The organism is Spirochaeta cellobiosiphila DSM 17781 (assembly GCF_000426705.1).
Classification (GTDB): Bacteria; Spirochaetota; Spirochaetia; order DSM-17781; family DSM-17781; genus Spirochaeta_E; species Spirochaeta_E cellobiosiphila.
On sequence record NZ_AUFW01000019.1, the window covers coordinates 34,799 to 53,541 of the forward strand.

An 18,743-nucleotide genomic window follows, 5' to 3' on the forward strand; every position below is an offset into this window, starting at 1 on the left:
AATGAAAGTTTCAATTATAGGAATGGGCAATGTGGGGTCTACTCTAGCGTATACTCTTATGTTAAAAGGATTAGCTTCAGAACTAATTTTGGTAAATAGAACAAAATCAAAAGCCCAAGGAGATGCTTATGATTTGATTCATGCTCAATCCTTCACTGATACTATTATCCCTATTAAAGCTGGTGATATAGAAGATACGATAGGTTCTGATGTCATTGTGTTAACCCATTCTGTACCTTATCAAGAAAGCTTTAAGAATAGAATGGATTTACTTCCTGGAAATATGCAATTATTTGCTGATACGGTTCCAGAATTAGCAAGGCTAAGCCCCAATGGAATTTTTCTTGTAGTAACAAACCCTGTGGATGTTCTTACTTATGGAGTCTACAAACTGAGTGGTTTTGCACCATCAAAGGTATTAGGAATAGGAACCCTTATTGATAGTGCAAGATTTCGTTCAGAATTATCCCAGAGAATGGGAATAGCACCTGACGATATTAGGGCTTACATTTTTGGGGAACATGGTGATTCCCAATTTCCAGCAACTTCTCTAGCTAGCGCTGGAGGAGAAAGAATTAATGATGAAGAGCTTTGTAAAGAATTGCTAGAAGAGTCTGTAATACTTGGTCATAAAATTATGAAAGCGAAAGGTTATACCAATTATGCTATTGCGATGGCAACTTCTCTAGTTGTAGAAGTTATCTATAGAAATAGTCATAGAACAATGCCTATTGCCACCTACATTGATGACTATCTGGGAATTAAGGACAATTGCTTTAGCATACCTGTTGTTGTAGGCAGAGAGGGAATTTTACGAATTCAGAAACCCAATCTATCTGATGAAGAAGTTAATAAATTCCAACATTCTGCTTCGATTATTCAACAAGGTATTGATAAAATCAAGCACTATTGGGAATAAAGGTTTTCAACCAATTTATCAATAGAATGTTGCAGATTATCCGCCCTTTTATCTAGCAGACTTTCAACGACCTCTGCGATTTCTTTCATAGTTGAATTATTCTCATCATAAGGTTTAAGGGCTATTTGATTAATAACTCCTGGTTGAGCATAACCTTTACTGCCAGGGGGAGATAGGGAGGAGACAAGCTCTCCCAATATCTTACTATTCATTACACCAGTTAGATATAAACCTTCTTTGTAATTATCTGTTCCTATATAGCAATACATAGCCTGATTAGGTAAATCTTCTTCTACGATTGCAGCTTTTAATTGACGGGCCCCCAGACTTCTCCATACCACTTTATATTTTTTAAATGTATATGGGCCTATACCAAAGAGACAGTACCAGTTATGAGAGGCAAATCTAGATTTTCTTTTCTTCAAAATATTTTTCTTACTAAGAAGATATTTATATTCTATGGGATATAGTTTTTTTAGGTCCTCTTCTTTAATGATTTTGCCATCTATATTATAGGGTAAGAGAACATACTTAGTCCCATTTGCTTTATAAGCGCTAAGGTCTCCAGATCTGAGAAGTGGCTTTATGAGTTTAGATTCAAAAGGCTTGATATCAAAAAAGAAAACGGAATTTGCTCCTAAAGTGTTGATTCCTTGTCTAGGCTCATAAGGATTGGATCCTAGTAAGTTATAAAATCTTTGCTCAATAAATGTATGATTATTGGTGGTCACAAGATCCTTACTGACCCCTTTTTCCTCAAAACGCAGTGGCCATATGGTTTGTCTATTTTTCTGACCTATCACGAATACATTCTCTCTGTTTGTATGAACAAAATTTTTACCCCTTGGTAAAGATTTTATTAGTTGCAGACCAATGTCCTTATAACTTCTAAATCCAGAGGATGCTCCATTACCAACTACTAAGGATTTTGGAAGGACAACTCCAATCTGGGCCTCGTTCTTCAAATACTTCTTGATAGTGTGTATATAACAAAGAAGAGCCAAATCTCCTCTACTCGTTCCCAGAAGCATTTTGAAACCTTTGGCATCCGGAAAATACTCAAGCCACAATTTTCTAAAGTGCTTTTTATCCTCTTCGATTAGATCTACATAGTTTACAAAGGGAGGATTACCGAGATATAGATCACACGCCGGTATAGGGAATTTATCTGTTAACAAGTCTCCATGAAAAACTTTTAAGTTAGGAACATTTTTTGAATGGGATGAAAGCCATTGATAAAGGGTTTTGTTTTTTTCAATTCCATAAAATTCAATATCTGGATGTTTTAATGCCAAAGGTAATAAAAAATTACCACATCCAGCTGTAGAATCAATGACCCTATTAATCTTTGAGAAATCAAAATACTGAGTAATTTCATCTACCACTGTAAGCGGAGTAAAATATATACCGTGAGATTTTTTGGTTTCTGAATCAATCTTGTCTTCTATACTCCTAAGTACTTCAAAATCGATCACTATATAAGACCACACGTTACATTTTGTCTTACAAGCTGTTCATAATATTCCTTAGCTTTTTCATGGGTTTCAAAGAGCAAGTAAAAGGCCCCACCACCTCCTGCTCCTGATAATTTACCAGCTACAGCACCTTTTTTAATACCTTCCTGTATTAACTTATCTTGTTGATGGTTTCCTAAGTTAAGTTTTTTTAGAAGGATGTGGGCTGTATTAATCAACCTAGCCCAGGAATCGATAGAAGCTAAAGACCTTGCCAACTGAATAGCCTCTTCTGTAATGAAACCAAGCTCTTTTATTATGGAAGAGCCCTCAGGCCTATCACATTGTTCTATTACTGAATAAACTAATTCCTTTGTATTACTTGTTCTTTCTACTGAACCATACACTATTGGATAATTAATATCTTTTAACTCTTCATAGTAACTGTTGTCTTGAATAAAGGGCACGACTCTCTTTACCCCTGGACTAAGAGAAAGGGCAGTGTCAATTCCTGAAGGTTTACCATGGTAATGTTTTTCAATCTGATGCGACAGTGACCAAATATCTGCCAGTTTATTTGGTAGTTTAAAGAAATCAACCATACATTTTGCAATCGCAACGGATAAGGCACTTGAAGAACCAAATCCACTACTTATAGGGACATCACTTATCACATCCAGAGATCCCCCCCAGTTCTTTAACTCTGGGAAAAAACTTTCAATATAACTTTTCAAGTGATTAAACTCATGGCGATAAGTATAGGCTTCACCAGATAAAACCCAAGGCTCCTTGTGTTTAGGAATCCATTTTATCTTCACTTTTTCAGGAAGAGCCATACCTAAAGCTGGATATCCTTGTACGGCTGAGTGTTCTCCAAAAAGTAAAAGCTTACCCCAACCAACTCTCTCTAATTCCATACAGCCCCCGAAGGACTTAGACTTAAAAGTTGATTCAATACAATTTCGGGGAAATACAAGGCTAACTCATTTCCCGCACCTAAACATTTTGACCACCCCTTTTCCATGGGAGAAAATTCGGCAGGGACACCAATCTTTTCTCCTAATGCAACAGCAAGCTGTTTATATTCTTCTAAAATACTTACCCATTTGGGAGATGCAATATTTTCTATCATTAGTGATACTAATCTTTGATTCTGTTCAAAGAAAGTCTCAATATATTGAGAATCCTTTTTTTGCAATTCACAAAAAAGCCTCATAGAAGATACAGTTCGTACAGGATTAGAGCCATTTAGAATCTGACACGGTGGCCAATAATAGGATTCTATGGGATGAAAAGAAGGAATTATTCCCCCTTGAAATGATCCAAGGCCTCCATATAAAGAAGCAGCTATATCATAACCTGAGCCTGTTCCTCCCTGAAAAATCCTATGTCCTTGCAATGCTAAGCTAAAAATATCATCGTAACCTAATTGGCCTGATTTTAATAAATCTTTTAAAACATAAATAGAAACAAGTACAGCGACAACAGCACTGGATCCATAACCTTTTTTTCGACCATCAGGAAAAGAAAAATCATTTGTGTCTATAAGGACTGCTTCAGAGGCTAGATTGACATTATAAATAGTCTGAGCTTTCTCATATATAATGGTGAAAAGAGATTCTGATTCACCCTTCCAGTTCACGGCTTTACCATTGAACTTACTGATAAGTTGAAAATGATCACTCGCTGATGATACAAGAGTTCCATATGTAGGAACTGCTGCTACCAGACCATATCCACCGCCCAAGGTAACGGCATATTCCCCTGCAATTAGTATATTTCCCGGAACTTTTATATTCATTAGATGAGATGTGCTCCCAGTCCTGGTTTAGTTTTAAATGTATTAAGCTCGGGATATTTATTATTTATAGCTCCCAGGATTCGATCTTCATCCTTTTCTTCAAAAAATAGCTTTACCTGGGGACCAGCATCCATAGTTTCCCATACGCATATTCCTTCGTCTCGTAATTTCTGTACAAAATGAATGATATCTAAAGTCTGTGGTGACCAGAAGATAAAAGGAGGATTGGCTGTAAACATGGTGGAAAACATTCTTAAATAAGACTGTCGAATATAAGGACCTAAAATAGCTAAATCTCTCTTAGCTATACCTTCAACAGAAGGTTTAATTATACTCCGTGACGATTCTAACCATTCATTGTAAAAAGGACTTGTTTCTTTGCTTAAAGTCATACCACTTCTACTAGATATTGATTTCTTGCCCTTTTGTGTTTGAATTAACAAAACGCGTAGCTCTGGCCAATGCTGTTTGTTATAAATACATTCAGCATGTGTCGAACCTTCAGACCATATGGTAAAACCTTCAAATAGTGCACGACAGGCAGAACCAGAACCAATACGAGCCAAAGAACTTAATTCCTCTCTAGGTAGATTCAATCCCAATAAATTATCCAGTGCTACTGTAAGCGCCGCAAATCCTGAGGAAGAGCTAGCTAAGCCAGCTGCTGTGGGAAAATTATTAGTTGATTTTATATTAAATCCATTTTGATAGTCACCTAATTGACGGAATTGATCCAAATAAGGTTTATAATAGGCAGGATCCTGCTCTTCATCATTAATAACTATCTTATCAACCCTTGCTGTTTCAACTGTAGTGGTCGTATCAATCCCATCTAAGGTTAAGGCCAAACTAGTTGTATCTGGAAGGTTAAGTATGGGATCTTTTTTACCCCAATATTTTATCAATGCCAGACTAGGATGAGCTATGGCAGTTGTCATGATTTTCCTTCCTTTTTTTTATGCAGGTTCATGTGACCTTTCTGTATACCTTCTGATACCAATGCAAAGAGCGCTGCAAAGTTTTGAGACAGACCTAAAGAAGCTGCGATTGTTCCTAATTCATTTGCATTAGGATTACCTAATATTTGATGCACAATTTTGCTAATAGGATGATAAGAAATACTACCACCAACAGTCCCCAACATTACAGGCAGATCTATGGATCCTATAAGATTATTATCTTCAATTCTATATTGTGATAAAGCTTTATATTGTCCTGAACAAGCGGCATAACTATGTATAGAGGCTTCCACTGCACGTGTATCATTACCCGTCGCTAAAGCTAAAGCAGACACTCCATTCATAATACCTTTATTATGAGTTACAGCTCTATTAAAATCCTCTTGTGCTATTATTGAGGCTCTTACTATTCGCTTTGCTACCTCATGCCCCGAATAATTGCCCTTTTTTAGAACATCTACAGGTATAGTGAATTGAGCATGAGCCTGCCTTTGTATGCCACTATTGCTTAATATTGTCATTATGACAGGGACAGCATATTGTTCCTCAATCCAGGGAACCATAGACTCCCCAATGGTGTTTAACAAATTGGCCCCCATAGCATCGCATACATCAATATACAGTTCCAGTTTGTAACATAGACTTTCTTTTAAATAATCTATGCTAATTCGATGAAGCCCCCCTCCACGTTTTATCATTGATTGAAGTTGTGGATATAAATACTGCTTGATCTCTTCGATTCGCTCTGGAATCTTTTCAACATCTGTTTGAGTCGTATCAATAAAAACTTGTTGAATCATTATTGATTTGTCTGTACTGGCTGTAAAGCCTCCCTTTCTGGATATAATCTGGGAGGCATAGTTTGCTGCAGCTATGACAGAGGGTTCCTCTGTCACTAAAGGAATGGTATAACTCTTATCATTAATAAGCATATTTGTGACAATACCCAAAGGTATTGGCATAGTACCAATAGCATTCTCTATCATTTGATCTGATAGTAAGAGTTGCTGATTATCATCATTTAAGGTGAGAAAGTTATCTTCTGATATATTCCATAATTCACATATTAATTGTCTGCGGACATGGGGATCTTTCTTCCGAAAACCCATAGGGAGACGGGGACCATTATTCATTATTAAATCTTGTCCTTCCAATCCTTTATTTGTTCTTGTATGTGATGGGATACCAATAGATGATCTCTTGATAAGTCTTTAAAGTGACTAACACCTGTTAATAAGCAAACAGATTCTAAGACTTTCTTACATTGATCTATGATTGTAAGAACACCATCAGCTCCATCAGCCTTGACCGCACGAATGAAAGGTAAAGCCATACCAACGGCATCAGCACCTAAGGCTAATGATTTAGCAATGTCCATGGCATTACGTATACCACCTGAGGCAAGAACCCCAGAGACCTGGTCATTTAATGCATAGAGAATATGTGCTGTTTTTAATCCCCAATTCTTAAACTCTAACGCAGCATTTTTATAGAGATCGTTTCCTCTAAAGGCTTCCACAGAGGCCCAATTAGTACCACCCGCCCCTGCTACATTTACATAAGTGGCTCCTAATTCCTTAAGATCCCGTACTTCTCTAGGACCAATTCCCATCCCTGTTTCTTTTACCATAACAGGAACCGGGCTTTGGTTCATAAATCGTCCAAGGCTTTCACGTATTCCTTCAAAATTCCTATCACCATCAATTTGAAATATTTCCTGTGCAGGATTGAGGTGAATAGCTAGTCCTTGTACTTCTAGGCGTTTAAGCATTTCAATTATTCGGGAATGATCAAAATCTCGAATTTGGACAAAACCAAGATTAGCAAATACAGGAACATCCCTAGCAATCTTCTTTAAATGAAAATGTGGAAATACTGACTCTTCTTCAAAAAGAATACGTATAGATCCCATACCTACAGGTATTCCCGCTTGATTGGCCGCTCTGGCTAATTCTTTGTTTGCTTTAAACCCCTCTGCACTACCACCAGTCATGGAAGAAATGAATAAAGGAAGTTTTATATCCTGTCCAAATAAATGGGTACTTAGGTCAATACTATTAGCATCTATTTCAGGTAAGGATCGATGAATAAATCCAAAATCATCAAAACCTGCTGATTCCCCTTCTATAGGGAGATTAGGATCTAGACAAATCTCAAGATGTTTTTTTTTCCGTTCCTCTATAGAAGAATTACTCATATATTCTAAATCCATCTTCCCTGATATATGAAAGATAAATTTCTGATTCATCTTTCTCTATGACTTTACTATCACGTTTAGTTTTAAAATCTTCAGGGCTGGAATATCCGTTTATCCAGTCTTCATATTCAGTGAAGTCAACATCATTTACATCATTCAATAATTGGTCTAGATCCCAGTTTTTGATAACTTTAATAGCATTGGAAGCAACAGTTGCTTCAATAATAATCATGGTGTTACCAGAACCATAAGAGGCCATCAAAAGTTTCTTTCCAATGAGATCATCACCATATTTATTGTACATGGCTCTTAATTGAAAGGCCAAGGATATATAAGTACTAGCAGTATAGGTATTACCTATATATTTAATGGGCTCTATGGAATCCAGGAAGCAACGTTCATTAAGAAATAAATCTAACTCTTCTTTATGCAAATTTAAATTCCGACTTATTAACTTGCGAAGAGCATTATAAGGCATCTTGTAGAAGGGTACATGTAAGACAAACATATCTGCTTCTTTCAGTAAGTTTTGTACACTGGCCCCTTTTCTTTGAGCATGATCATTGATGGCCTCTTCCAAAGCATTATCATAACATTCCATAGAATATCGACCTTGCACTCTTGCAATCACAGATCCATTTGGACGAAAGAAATCATCAACATCCTGACTGGAGAAGCCTAAAGTTTCCAAGTTTAATTCTAATAAATCAGGATTATTTTCAACCAATAAAGCGGCAGCACCTGAGCCCTGAGTAATTTCAGCGGTTGAGAAGGTCTCATATCTAGCCACATCAGCACAAGTCACTATACCTAAATCATCAATATGACCAGAAGCTATCAGTGAAGCTACAGAAATAAGTCCTGCAGTACCACCAGCACAAGCATGTTGAACTTGAAATGTAGTTTGTCTTTTATTAATAGGATAGCCTTTTCTTTCAAGTGCTCCATTTACATAAGCCGATACAGGCTTTGCTTGATCAACAGTTGATTCTGTTCCAACAACGTGATAACGCTGTTTACTCCATTTATCATCTTTATTGTTCATTAAACAACGGACAGCTTGAGCTGCAATAGTAACGGTGTCCTGCTGTAGATTAGGAAATCTAATATACTTTTGTCCTGTTGATTGGATAGCGGCTCTTAATCGACGCTCAAGTTTAGGCTCAACTTTTGATCTATATTCTTTCACTTTTTCAAGACTAATACGATTTTGTGGGATATAGATGCCAATATCACTAATTCCAACAGTAGGCTTCATTCACTGCTCCTCGATGCACTTATTATATTAATATAACTGATATGTTTCTCTTAGACCACCAATTATCACGCTTTGTCATATTTATGCCTTAATTAGATATTAAAATAATCTATCTCTCAAAATCAAAGCGTTGATACTATAAATGAAATAATCGTTAAATTGCAAGCGAATTACAACTTTGTATGAATAGTACATATATTAATAATCAGGAAAAAAGAAGTGGAGAAAAACTCCACTTTACCCCAAACTAGTCCTGTGTTAAATAGGATTCATATTGAGTATGATCCATTAATTTATCAAACTCAGAAGGATTTGTTAATGAAACTTTCATAATCCAACCTTCCCCTTCAGCATCTTTATTAACCCACTCAGGAGCATCTTTAAGGTGTTGATTTATTTCAACAACTTTACAACTAACAGGGGAATAAACATCACTGGCTGCCTTTATCGATTCTATATAGCAAAGAACCCCATCTTTTTCGACCTCTTTACCTAAAGCGGGAAAATCAATGAATGTAATATCACCTAATTCTTCAACATGAAATATACTTATGCCAATATAGGCTAAATCGCCTTCTTTACGAACCCACAGATGATCTTTTGAATAGCGCATGTCTGTCTCCTTATACCAATTTACTTACCATTTCTTGTAAAACGTTCTTAATAAAATTTTGAATCTTCTTTTTATTTATGGGTTGTTTTCGATGATCGAATACTATTACGTACACAGGAACTTCATCAAGCCTTCCACCAAAAACTATTCCACTAGTTGTGATGAGAACACCCTTAAGCTTTAATTGTATATCTTCTATCAAAGTATTTTTCTTAAAGTCAATATATTCATCAAAAGAGCAAGCCATTCCAAAGGAACTAATATCTAGGATCCTACCATTAATCAGTCGCCCTTCATTTCTGATGTTTAAGGAGGCATTTCCCTGGTATCCTGTATTAACCCGAAGATATTTTCTCCTACCTTTTGCCTTATTTGATTCAAGAAAACTAACAATATTTTTACGGCTTCCTTCAAAACCAGATTTTAATTCTATATAACTTACCTTAACTTTCCATTCGTTAAGAATTTTTTCTCGGATATCTTTATCTCTATTATTCGACATAACAGCAATAGAAATTTCTAGTTCTGTACCATCTGGTGACAAACTATGTATAAATTCCATCCACTGGCTCAATGATAATTCTTCATCAATATCAATTAGTAATATAGAATTGGGATATTTAGAGCATATGAGAGGTACAACCTTATGTTTGTCCAAAACATAAACCTCATACTCTTGCGAAATCAGATAGTTAACTAACTCCTCTTTTGTGCTATTAGGCAAGTAAACAAAAAATATCTTCTTACCATTTAATTCACTATCAGTCATAAAGCTAATTGTAATTCATTTACCTTTAAGTTCAAACAAATAACAATAACTAGTAACCTGATCAACTTACTTGACTATATAAAATATAAAAGCTATATTCCTGATTATATTAGTAAAAATCGCAAGGGAGGCGACGATGGGACACAAATCTAATTTATTATTTATCATTGCAATATTTGGATTGTTCATCAGCTGCAGCAATAAGACAGATGATAATCAAAAGGAATTGCTTCACGTTAGCTATGATATAGCGAGAGAAATCTTTAAGAATGAGAATACTGCTTTTGAACCTTGGTATAAGGAAAAAACAGGTGTTAACGTAAAAATTGAACAAAGTCATGCTGGTTCTTCACGCCAAGCACGTTCCGTTGTAGATGGTGTTCCTGCCGATTTAGTATCAATGAACCAATTTCTTGATATTGATATGTTATACCAAGAAACAAAAGACTCACCAGAAGGAAGCTTAATACCAAAAGACTGGTATACAAAGTATCCCAACAACTCAAATCCCTACTCTTCAACTATGGCTTTCGTAGTACGAAAAGGGAATCCGAAGAACATCAAAGACTGGTCAGACCTTGAACGAAATGATATTCAAATTGTAGCTCCTAACTATAAATCAACAGGCAATGGCCGTTTCAGTTATCTCTCAGCATGGGCATGGGGACTGAAAGAGAGTGGTAACAATCAAAACCTGGCCAGAGAATATGTGAAAAAAGTACTGCAACACACTATACTCCAGGCTTCTGGGGGAAGAGCGGCAACCAATGCTTTTGTATCTGATGGTTTAGGAGATGTATTACTAACTTTTGAATCAGAAGTTAACTTGATAGCTCGAGACTTAGGGGATGGAGATTTTGAAGTTGTTGTACCTTCTTATGGAATTGATGCAAAGATGTATGTAGTTGTCGTAGAAAAAAATGCCAAAGAAAAAGGAAACCTTGAAGTAGCCAAAGCCTATTGGGATTTTTTATATACCAAAGAAGGTCAGGAAATCGTGGCTCAAAGTTACTACAGACCTTACAATAAAGAAGTCGCTGCTGAATATGCCAATCAATTACCTACCCTGGATTTATTCGAAGTTGAGGATGTGTTTGGTGGTTGGAAGAAAGCAAAGGAAGTCCATTTTGCCCAAGGCGGAACTTATGATCAGATTCAGGAAGAACTAGGTAATAACCAATAGTATATGTGCTGATAGGAGGACTATGTGATCTTTAAAAAGAAGGATAATAATATACTCCCAGGTAAAAGCTTGAGCTTAACGATTGTACTAATGCACACTACCATAGTCCTTATCATTCCCTTGATAGCTTTAGTTATCAAGGGAACTTCTGTTGGACTATCTGGTATAATTCGTACACTTTTAACACCGGCCACTCTATACGCCATCAAATTAACTCTGGGAATTAGTGCTTTAGCTGCCTTATTTAACCTAATAATGGGATTAATTACTTCCTGGGCTTTAGTCAGATATGATTTTCCAGGGAAATCTATTATGGACAGTATGCTTGATTTGCCTTTTGCTATTCCAGGTGCCGTTGGAGGTGTGGCCTTAGCAGCTTTTTTTGGAACAAAAAGTTTTTTAGGGGCGTTCCTTAAGCAATTTGATATACAGTTATCCTATTCCCCTATAGGAATCTTCATAGCCTTGACTTTTGTTGGATTGCCATTTGTCGTTAGAAGTCTTCAGCCTGTAATTGAAGGACTTGATAAACAAGAAGAAGAAGCTAGTCTTCTCCTGGGAGCCTCTCCATTTAAAACATTTAAAGATGTTATATTCCCGGCCTTAATACCTGGCTTAATAAGTGGTTTTATCATGGCATTTGCCAGAGGTATAGGTGAATTCGGTACAGTCATCTTTATTGCAGGGAACCTCCCCTTCAAATCAGAAGTCCTAACGCAAATAATCTACAATAAGATTGACACCTATGACACAGAAGGTGCGGCAGCTTTATCTTTGGCCATCTTAACTATTAGTTTGATAACATTGATTATATTTAACGCCATACAGAGCCATACATTGAGGAAGTCAAAAGCATGAAAAAAATATTGATAACAATTTCAACTTCCTACATTTTTATCTTCATTGTACTCCCTCTGTTTTCCTTATTATTAAGTGGCTTTAGTAAAGGTCCGGAAAAATGGCTAGAAGGTGTTTTACATTCAGATACAATACAAGCCTTTTTATTAAGTCTATCACTAATCGTCGTGTCCTTACCTTTTAATGCAATATTTGGATTAGCAGCAGCATGGTTAATATGTCATTTTGATTTTCCAGGAAAAAAAGTGCTAAGAGCAACCCTAGACTTACCGCTCACAATAAGTCCAGTGGTCGCTGGACTAATGCTAATATTAGCTTATGGAAAGAATTCCCCAATAGGCGGATTCTTTGATCAATTAGGTTTTGCTATCATATTTAGTTGGCCTGGACTATTCTTAGCCACTCTCTTCGTCACCTTTCCCTATGTAGCTAAAGAAATACTTCCCATTATGGAAGAGCAAGGGCACAACGAAGAAGAAGCAGGATTACTACTTGGTGCCAATGGTTGGAAAGTATTCTTTCTCATTACTTTGCCCAAAATAAAGTGGGGACTCTTTTATGGCTTAATACTGGCAGCAGCGAGAGCCGCTGGAGAGTATGGTGCGGCTTCAGTAGTGTCAGGATTATTGAGAGGCAAAACAGTGACCTTACCCATACAAGTACAAATATATTTCAGTGAATATCAAACAATCAGGTCATATGGAGCAGCGACGTTTTTCTTTGCTTTTGCTATCATTAGTCTAGTAGTAAAAAAAGTAGTCCAAAAGAAGAGAGGAGAATAAGACATGGACGTACATGTGAACAATATACGGAAATCCTATGGAGACATTGAAGTACTACATAATATTGAATTAAATTTTACATCCGGTGGATTGTATGCCCTATTAGGACCTTCTGGTTGTGGTAAAACAACTCTCTTAAGAACAATAGCAGGACTAGAAACAGCTGATTCAGGAAAGATCCTCATTGAAGGAATGGATCAGAACGGCATTCACCCTAGAAAACGCAAGGTAGGTTTTGTTTTTCAACACTATGCCTTATTTAGACATATGTCTGTTTTTGACAATATAGCCTTCGGATTACGTGCTAAAAACAAAGAGCAACGTCCTAGCAAGGAAGAAATCGCGAAACAAGTCAAGGAGCTCATTCTCTTAGTTCAATTAGAGGGGCAACAAAATAAATATCCTGACCAGTTATCTGGAGGGCAAAAACAAAGGGTGGCTCTAGCTAGAGCTTTGGCCGTAAAACCCTCTCTACTCCTCCTTGATGAACCTTTTGGAGCTCTTGATGCCAATGTTCGGAAAGGTTTAAGACGCTGGTTAAAAAAACTTCATTCTCAGATGCATATTACCACTATCATGGTAACCCATGACCAGGAGGAAGCCCTGGAAGTCGCTGATAAAATTATTTTGATGAATGAAGGTAATGTAGAACAAGTAGGTACTCCACAGGAAATCTACGAAAAACCAGCCAATGAGTTTGTATATTCTTTCCTTGATACTGTAAATGTCTATCATCTTCGTAATGAGGATAAACAGGTCTTTGCCAGACCTCATGAAATAAAGATTAATGAAAAACCTCAATCAGAACATGATGTTGAAGCAGTGGTCAAAGAAATAAGTTGGCTAGGAGCTCGTCTTAAAGTAGAAGTACAGCGCAAGGACAACGATCAATTATTGGAAGTCAGTATATTACAGAAGGAAGGTCATGATTTGAATCTCAGCAAAGGAGATACTGTCTATCTACATCTCCAAGATTGGACAGTCTTTATGGGAGAAGGTATCTAATCAATATTGAAGCATAAACTCTTCTCTATTGGTTTAAGCAATAGAGGAGAGAAATATGCATCCCCTAAATCAATTTGCAAAAACGAAACTGGGAATCAATTACTTATATCCCAAACAAATTCTCGTCATACACCAATTAATAGAGTCTTTTAAATCAAGGAATAATGATGAGGCTATCAATAATCATATCTATGTTATGCCAACAGGAGCTGGTAAATCTCTTTGTTTTACCCTACCAGGATTGATTTGTCATACCCAAACCTTAATTATATTACCAATAAGAGCCTTAGTAGAAGATCAACACCGTCGCCTAAGGGAACAAGGCTTAGACGTTGTAAAAATTATGGGTAGAGTAGATAAGGATTTGATCAAAGAACAATTTAATAAGTTGAGTCCTAATGGTTTTATCTTAGCAACTCCAGAATCTCTTTTGAATCCCCAATTTGACTATATAATACAATCACACAAAATAGGTTTTATGATCTGCGACGAAGCACATACTATTAGTCAATGGGGTTTAACATTCAGGCCAACCCTACTAGAACTAGGAAAAATCCGATCAAAAATGACAATGGCTGTTTGCGGAGCTTTTACAGCCACAGCGACCCCACAAGTACAACAAGACATAAAAAAACATCTATTTAATGATCACAGTGCAATAGAGCTATTATCAAGTCCTTTGAGAGATAATCTAAGATTATTCTATATTAAGGTTCTAGATCCTCTTGTTAGTTTATATCACCTGCTAAACAAAACTCCTATTGTTTCAATAAGCAAAGAAGACCAGACTCTTATCCTTTATTTAACAAATTCCTGTATACTTATTTTTGTCTCAACACGCAATACAGCTGAGATTCTATGCCACCAAATCAGAAAAAGATATCCTGAAAGGGATGTATTTTACTATCATGCGGGCTTAGAGATTGATCAAAAAAAGCATATAGAAAAGGAATATATGATCAGTACCAATGCTATATTGGTAGCTACCTGTGCTTATGGATTGGGTATAGACAAAAAGGATATTGGTTTAGTCATACATTATCAAGAACCAGAAGACCCAGAATCGTACTTACAAGAAGCTGGGAGAGCAGGAAGAAATGGTGACACAGCGGCTAGTGTTGTGTTTGTACAAAGCTGTAAAAAAGAATCCTTCCTGCACCAGAAAAAATGCCGATATGAAACACTTATGGAATATTTCGATCACACCCTATCTTATTGTCCAGGTTGCGACATCTGCCATTCTAGCCATTCAAAAAAATCCTATAGTCTGAAAGCAGTACAATTGATTCATAGATACTATCATTATGATAGCATCAAAGAAACATCAAAATGGTTAAAGGGATTACGTTCTCTTCATAATCCCTATTCCCCTTTTATTCCTGGTTACGGCCATCTAAAACATTGGGTAATGGATGATATAATAAGCATAAGTGATAAGAAGTTTAATTCTAAGATACGTCGTGATAAAGACTATTACTATCCTTAATCACTCGTAAGCAGAGCTTTTACCTTATTGATTTCCACTACAGAAGCATTGGGAGATTGATATATGATAGAACTTTCATCCCATTGTTTTAGAGCCTCTTTATTATCATTAAAGGCAATAACATCCATACCAGCACGTATCGCCGCTTCTACACCATGAATAGAATCTTCCAGAACAAGACAACTTTTAGGATCTAGAGACATTCTCTCTGCAGCCATGAGAAAGACATCAGGATGAGGTTTGCCTTTACCAACCTCATCACTACTAGTAATAATGGGAAAAAAGGTATCTAACTTTGTAATTTTTAGTATCTCAGATATAATCTTCAAGGAGGATCCTGAGGCCACAGTCTGTTTTATTCTTTTTTGAGCGGCCCATTCGATTAACTGAACAACAGCAGGAAAAGGATTAACCCCTTTTTCCTTAGCTAACGCCAGATAGATTTGATCCTTTTCATACAATAAATCTTCTAAAGACTTTTTCAAGTTAAGCTTTTCAATAAAATATTGAACAAAAGCTCGACCTCCAGCACCAATGAACTTCTTATTTTCTTCTTCAGTATAGGATCCACCATAGTTTTCCACAAACTGCTTATCAGATTCATAGAAGATCGGTTCTGAGTCTACAATAGTCCCATCCAGATCGTAAATAATACCTTTATATTTCATGGTTAGCCCTATTTCTTGTCCTGTGTTTTACGATACTTTTCTGCTTTTCGAGATATTTTATTCCAAATACCAGTCAATCCCATAGCTTTCTTTGCTGCAAGAACTGTTTGCCGTGCTTCTTCACGCATTTTTAAGGTGCCTTCATAAATAATCTCATCCACAAGACCATTTTGACTTTCAAACTCATTCCTTTTCTCTCGAATGGGTTCAAGGAAGTTATTCAATGCTGTTGCGAGTTTTTGTTTGACTTCCACATCACCCACATTACCTGTCTCGTATCTTTGTTTTAGGTCTTCGACTTCTGCTTTATTAGGGTTAAATATGTCATGATATATAAAGACAGGATTCCCCTCTACTTTTCCGGGAATATCTGCACGAATACGATTAGGATCTGTATACATAGAATTGACCTTCTTAATAAGATCCTTTTCTGATTCAGATATTAAAATAGAATTGTTTAACGATTTGGACATTTTGGCATTACCATCAATCCCTACCAGAGTGGGAACTTCACCAATTAGTACATCAGGAATAGGAAAAACATCTCCATAGAGGTAATTAAAGCGACGAGCTATTTCTCTCGTCAACTCTACATGAGATTCGTTGTCTTTGCCGACAGGGACAAGATTAGCTCGAGGCATTAGGATATCTCCCGCTTGAAGAACAGGATAACCTAAAAGACCTAAGGGCATTTCTGTAAGATTAGCCCCTTTAGCCATATCTTTTAAGCTAGGTATTCTTTGCAAACGTGGCACGGTTACCATCATCTCAAATATAAGGTTCAATTCATATATTTCTGAAACAGCTGATTGTAAATAGATGGTTGATTTACTTGGATCAATACCACAGGCTAAATAATCCAATACCATTTCTCTGGCATTATCGCTTATTCGTTCAATATCTTCTTTTGCTGGCTTTGTGGTAAGAGTATGGAGGTCAGCAATGATAAAAAAACAGTCATATTCATCTTGAAGTCTAACTCGTGAAGATAAACTACCGACATAATGTCCTAAGTGAAGTTTTCCTGTGGGCCTATCACCGGTTAGTATACGTTTTTTATCCATAATATCCTCTCATTGTTATAGTTCAACCACTATAACAAGGGAGTTTCTCTTTAGCAATACAGGATGATCTAGAAAGCCTCAATGGCCTCTTCATAACTGTCATATATTTCCAATAGTCTTCCTAAACGTACCAGGTCAAATAGTATTTTTACGGATCTACCCACATTGCAGATCTTTATCTGTCCCTTTTTCTGATGCACACTTCTAAGAATGGCTAATATAGCCCCTAAACCTGCAGAATCAACAAATTCTAAGGATTGCATATCTAATAAAAGCTTACCCTCTTCTTCGACCTTCTCTAACAGTTCATTCTTAAAAGCCTTGTAACTATTCGTGTCTAATACCTTCATTTCAATGGATACTACTGAGATGCCCCGGTCTTTATAGATTTCCATACCTTTACCTATGCCATGATTTTATCATTTATACTGTCAACATCTTCCGAATAAAGGATTTTTTCCACATCAAGGATGATTTTTACAGATTCACCAACTTTCCCAAGACCAGAAATGTATCTATCTTTTCCATTTGTTTTACGAAATGATGGTGGAGGAGCAATATCATGGGGAAAAATATCATGTACTTCCGCTACTGTATCTACGATAAAACCCATCTGTGTAGAATCTAGTTTCACAATAATGATACAGGTTCTGTCATCATACTCCCGGGCAGTCATATTAAAGCGAAGTCGTAAGTCCATAACAGGAATAACGGCACCTCTTAAATTAATCACACCCTTAATATAAGATGGCAAATCAGGAACTTCTGTTATTTTCTGTAATTCTATAATGTTAATAACATACTTAATGCCAACTCCGTATATTTCCGTTCCTAAGTTAAATAGAAGATATTTATTATCCTGGGTATTATCATCATCATCCTCTACCCAGAGTAGGTTGTCGTCTTTGTTGTCCTTATTCATTACAACCTCCCCCTTTGGCTTAAGTCTAATAGAGTTCATTTAAATATCAAGAACTTTCCCATATTGCTAGTTAAAACAAAAATATGTCACTATATTAGCAATATGATCAGTAATTTAAAGCTTTTACTGCCTATTGCCTTACTCTTTCTGCTAGGCAGTTGTTCAACACTAGAAGTAATTGATAGTTGGGGACCCGGGAATAATCCCTTAGCCAAACAACAACAGCAACGATCTCAAAATCAAACTCATATTCAAACAAGTCTTGTTCAATCAGCCCGGAGTTTTGTAGGTAGACAGAACTTATGGGTTAGAAATGAATCCTTTCGTATGGACTGTAGTGGCTTGGTTTTAGCTATATACTGGTCAGTAGGCATTGATTTGGCCCAAGATTATGATCAGTATGTTGGCAATGGCGTTGACCGGATATATAAAACGCTTCAAGACAAAGGACTCCTATATAAAACCCAATACCCCCAGCCGGGAGACCTCATATTCTTTGATAATACCTATGATTACAACGATAATGGACTCTGGGATGATCCGTTAACCCATGTTGCCATGGTGGTATCTGTTGATTCCCAAGGGCAAATCGAATACATCCATGACAATTACAGCAAAGGCATTGTTATTGAAAAAATGAATTTACTCCATCCTGATATTTATGAGACAAATAAGGGTTCCAAAAGAATAAGATATAATTCCCCTATGCGTATGAAGATACCGGGAAAACCCCATCCTGATAAATGGCTCAGTTCTCATCTAATGCGTAATTTTGGTTCTGCATACAAGATATAGGTTCCTTCTT

General features: G+C 36.5%; 20 protein-coding genes. 7 read left to right on the forward strand and 13 right to left on the reverse strand.

Translation table 11 applies throughout. The annotated features are described in order from the left end of the window. Position 1 precedes the first annotated feature (1 nt). The gene (locus K345_RS0104780; RefSeq protein ID WP_028973209.1) at positions 2-919 is read left to right on the forward strand and encodes a lactate/malate family dehydrogenase; all 918 of its coding nucleotides are present in this window, start codon (positions 2-4) and stop codon (positions 917-919) included. On the opposite strand, the gene K345_RS0104785 is transcribed toward K345_RS0104780, so the two are convergent. From K345_RS0104785 to K345_RS0104825, 9 genes are all read right to left on the reverse strand, one after another. Further along, positions 907-2,394, reverse strand: a complete 1,488-nt coding sequence (locus K345_RS0104785; RefSeq protein WP_169714766.1) for an N-6 DNA methylase — start codon at positions 2,392-2,394, stop codon at positions 907-909. The genes K345_RS0104780 and K345_RS0104785 overlap by 13 nt on opposite strands. Next, on the reverse strand, positions 2,394-3,290 hold the full coding sequence (locus K345_RS0104790; RefSeq protein WP_028973211.1) for a mevalonate kinase family protein: 897 nt from the start codon (positions 3,288-3,290) through the stop codon (positions 2,394-2,396). Before K345_RS0104790 ends, K345_RS0104785 begins: the two co-directional genes overlap by 1 nt. Then, positions 3,281-4,174, reverse strand: coding sequence for a GHMP family kinase ATP-binding protein (locus K345_RS0104795; RefSeq protein ID WP_037571327.1), 894 nt, complete (start codon positions 4,172-4,174; stop codon positions 3,281-3,283). The genes K345_RS0104790 and K345_RS0104795 overlap by 10 nt, the downstream gene beginning before the upstream one ends. After that, complete coding sequence (gene mvaD / locus K345_RS19775) at positions 4,174-5,112, reverse strand: diphosphomevalonate decarboxylase (protein WP_053228072.1); 939 nt, start codon at positions 5,110-5,112, stop codon at positions 4,174-4,176. The genes K345_RS0104795 and mvaD overlap by 1 nt, the downstream gene beginning before the upstream one ends. After that, on the reverse strand, positions 5,109-6,266 hold the full coding sequence (locus K345_RS19780) for a hydroxymethylglutaryl-CoA reductase, degradative (protein WP_053228073.1): 1,158 nt from the start codon (positions 6,264-6,266) through the stop codon (positions 5,109-5,111). Before K345_RS19780 ends, mvaD begins: the two co-directional genes overlap by 4 nt. A 2-nt stretch (positions 6,267-6,268) precedes the next feature. Continuing rightward, positions 6,269-7,345 carry a type 2 isopentenyl-diphosphate Delta-isomerase gene (gene fni, locus K345_RS0104810; protein WP_028973213.1) on the reverse strand — a complete coding sequence of 359 codons (1,077 nt, stop codon included), beginning with the start codon at positions 7,343-7,345 and terminating at the stop codon, positions 6,269-6,271. Then, positions 7,323-8,588, reverse strand: coding sequence for a hydroxymethylglutaryl-CoA synthase family protein (locus K345_RS0104815; RefSeq protein ID WP_028973214.1), 1,266 nt, complete (start codon positions 8,586-8,588; stop codon positions 7,323-7,325). Before K345_RS0104815 ends, fni begins: the two co-directional genes overlap by 23 nt. Before the next feature lie 247 nt (positions 8,589-8,835). Beyond that, positions 8,836-9,201 carry a glycine cleavage system protein GcvH gene (gene gcvH, locus K345_RS0104820; protein ID WP_028973215.1) on the reverse strand — a complete coding sequence of 122 codons (366 nt, stop codon included), beginning with the start codon at positions 9,199-9,201 and terminating at the stop codon, positions 8,836-8,838. A gap of 10 nt (positions 9,202-9,211) precedes the next feature. Beyond that, entirely contained in the window at positions 9,212-9,970 is a 759-nt protein-coding gene (locus tag K345_RS0104825; RefSeq protein ID WP_028973216.1) for a PilZ domain-containing protein, read from the reverse strand. Between the two features lie 136 nt (positions 9,971-10,106). Between K345_RS0104825 and K345_RS0104830 the strand changes: the two genes are divergently transcribed. The 5 genes from K345_RS0104830 to K345_RS0104850 are packed head-to-tail and all read left to right on the forward strand — an operon-like array spanning position 10,107 to position 15,284. Continuing rightward, entirely contained in the window at positions 10,107-11,153 is a 1,047-nt protein-coding gene (locus K345_RS0104830) for a sulfate ABC transporter substrate-binding protein (protein ID WP_028973217.1), read from the forward strand. Between the two features lie 24 nt (positions 11,154-11,177). Further along, on the forward strand, positions 11,178-12,011 hold the full coding sequence (gene cysT, locus K345_RS0104835) for a sulfate ABC transporter permease subunit CysT (protein ID WP_028973218.1): 834 nt from the start codon (positions 11,178-11,180) through the stop codon (positions 12,009-12,011). Further along, positions 12,008-12,793 carry a sulfate ABC transporter permease gene (locus K345_RS19785; RefSeq protein WP_037571330.1) on the forward strand — a complete coding sequence of 262 codons (786 nt, stop codon included), beginning with the start codon at positions 12,008-12,010 and terminating at the stop codon, positions 12,791-12,793. The genes cysT and K345_RS19785 overlap by 4 nt, the downstream gene beginning before the upstream one ends. Before the next feature lie 3 nt (positions 12,794-12,796). Then, positions 12,797-13,798 carry a sulfate/molybdate ABC transporter ATP-binding protein gene (locus K345_RS0104845; protein ID WP_028973219.1) on the forward strand — a complete coding sequence of 334 codons (1,002 nt, stop codon included), beginning with the start codon at positions 12,797-12,799 and terminating at the stop codon, positions 13,796-13,798. A gap of 55 nt (positions 13,799-13,853) precedes the next feature. Further along, entirely contained in the window at positions 13,854-15,284 is a 1,431-nt protein-coding gene (locus K345_RS0104850) for a DEAD/DEAH box helicase (RefSeq protein ID WP_028973220.1), read from the forward strand. On the opposite strand, the gene K345_RS19790 is transcribed toward K345_RS0104850, so the two are convergent. The 4 genes from K345_RS19790 to K345_RS0104870 all read right to left on the reverse strand — a co-directional run bounded on the left by K345_RS19790 (position 15,281) and on the right by K345_RS0104870 (position 17,938). Then, positions 15,281-15,952, reverse strand: a complete 672-nt coding sequence (locus tag K345_RS19790) for an HAD family hydrolase (protein ID WP_053228075.1) — start codon at positions 15,950-15,952, stop codon at positions 15,281-15,283. The two genes, K345_RS0104850 and K345_RS19790, sit on opposite strands and share 4 nt — an antisense overlap. 8 nt (positions 15,953-15,960) lie before the next feature. Further along, positions 15,961-17,016, reverse strand: coding sequence for a tryptophan--tRNA ligase (gene trpS, locus K345_RS0104860; RefSeq protein WP_028973221.1), 1,056 nt, complete (start codon positions 17,014-17,016; stop codon positions 15,961-15,963). Positions 17,017-17,084: 68 nt separating this feature from the next. Beyond that, complete coding sequence (locus tag K345_RS0104865; protein WP_028973222.1) at positions 17,085-17,411, reverse strand: STAS domain-containing protein; 327 nt, start codon at positions 17,409-17,411, stop codon at positions 17,085-17,087. Positions 17,412-17,419: 8 nt separating this feature from the next. Continuing rightward, positions 17,420-17,938, reverse strand: a complete 519-nt coding sequence (locus K345_RS0104870) for a chemotaxis protein CheW (protein WP_028973223.1) — start codon at positions 17,936-17,938, stop codon at positions 17,420-17,422. A 102-nt stretch (positions 17,939-18,040) separates the two neighbouring features. Here K345_RS0104870 and K345_RS19795 point away from each other — a divergent pair, with 102 nt between their 5' ends. Then, positions 18,041-18,733 carry an NlpC/P60 family protein gene (locus K345_RS19795; RefSeq protein WP_053228076.1) on the forward strand — a complete coding sequence of 231 codons (693 nt, stop codon included), beginning with the start codon at positions 18,041-18,043 and terminating at the stop codon, positions 18,731-18,733. Positions 18,734-18,743: the final 10 nt, after the last annotated feature.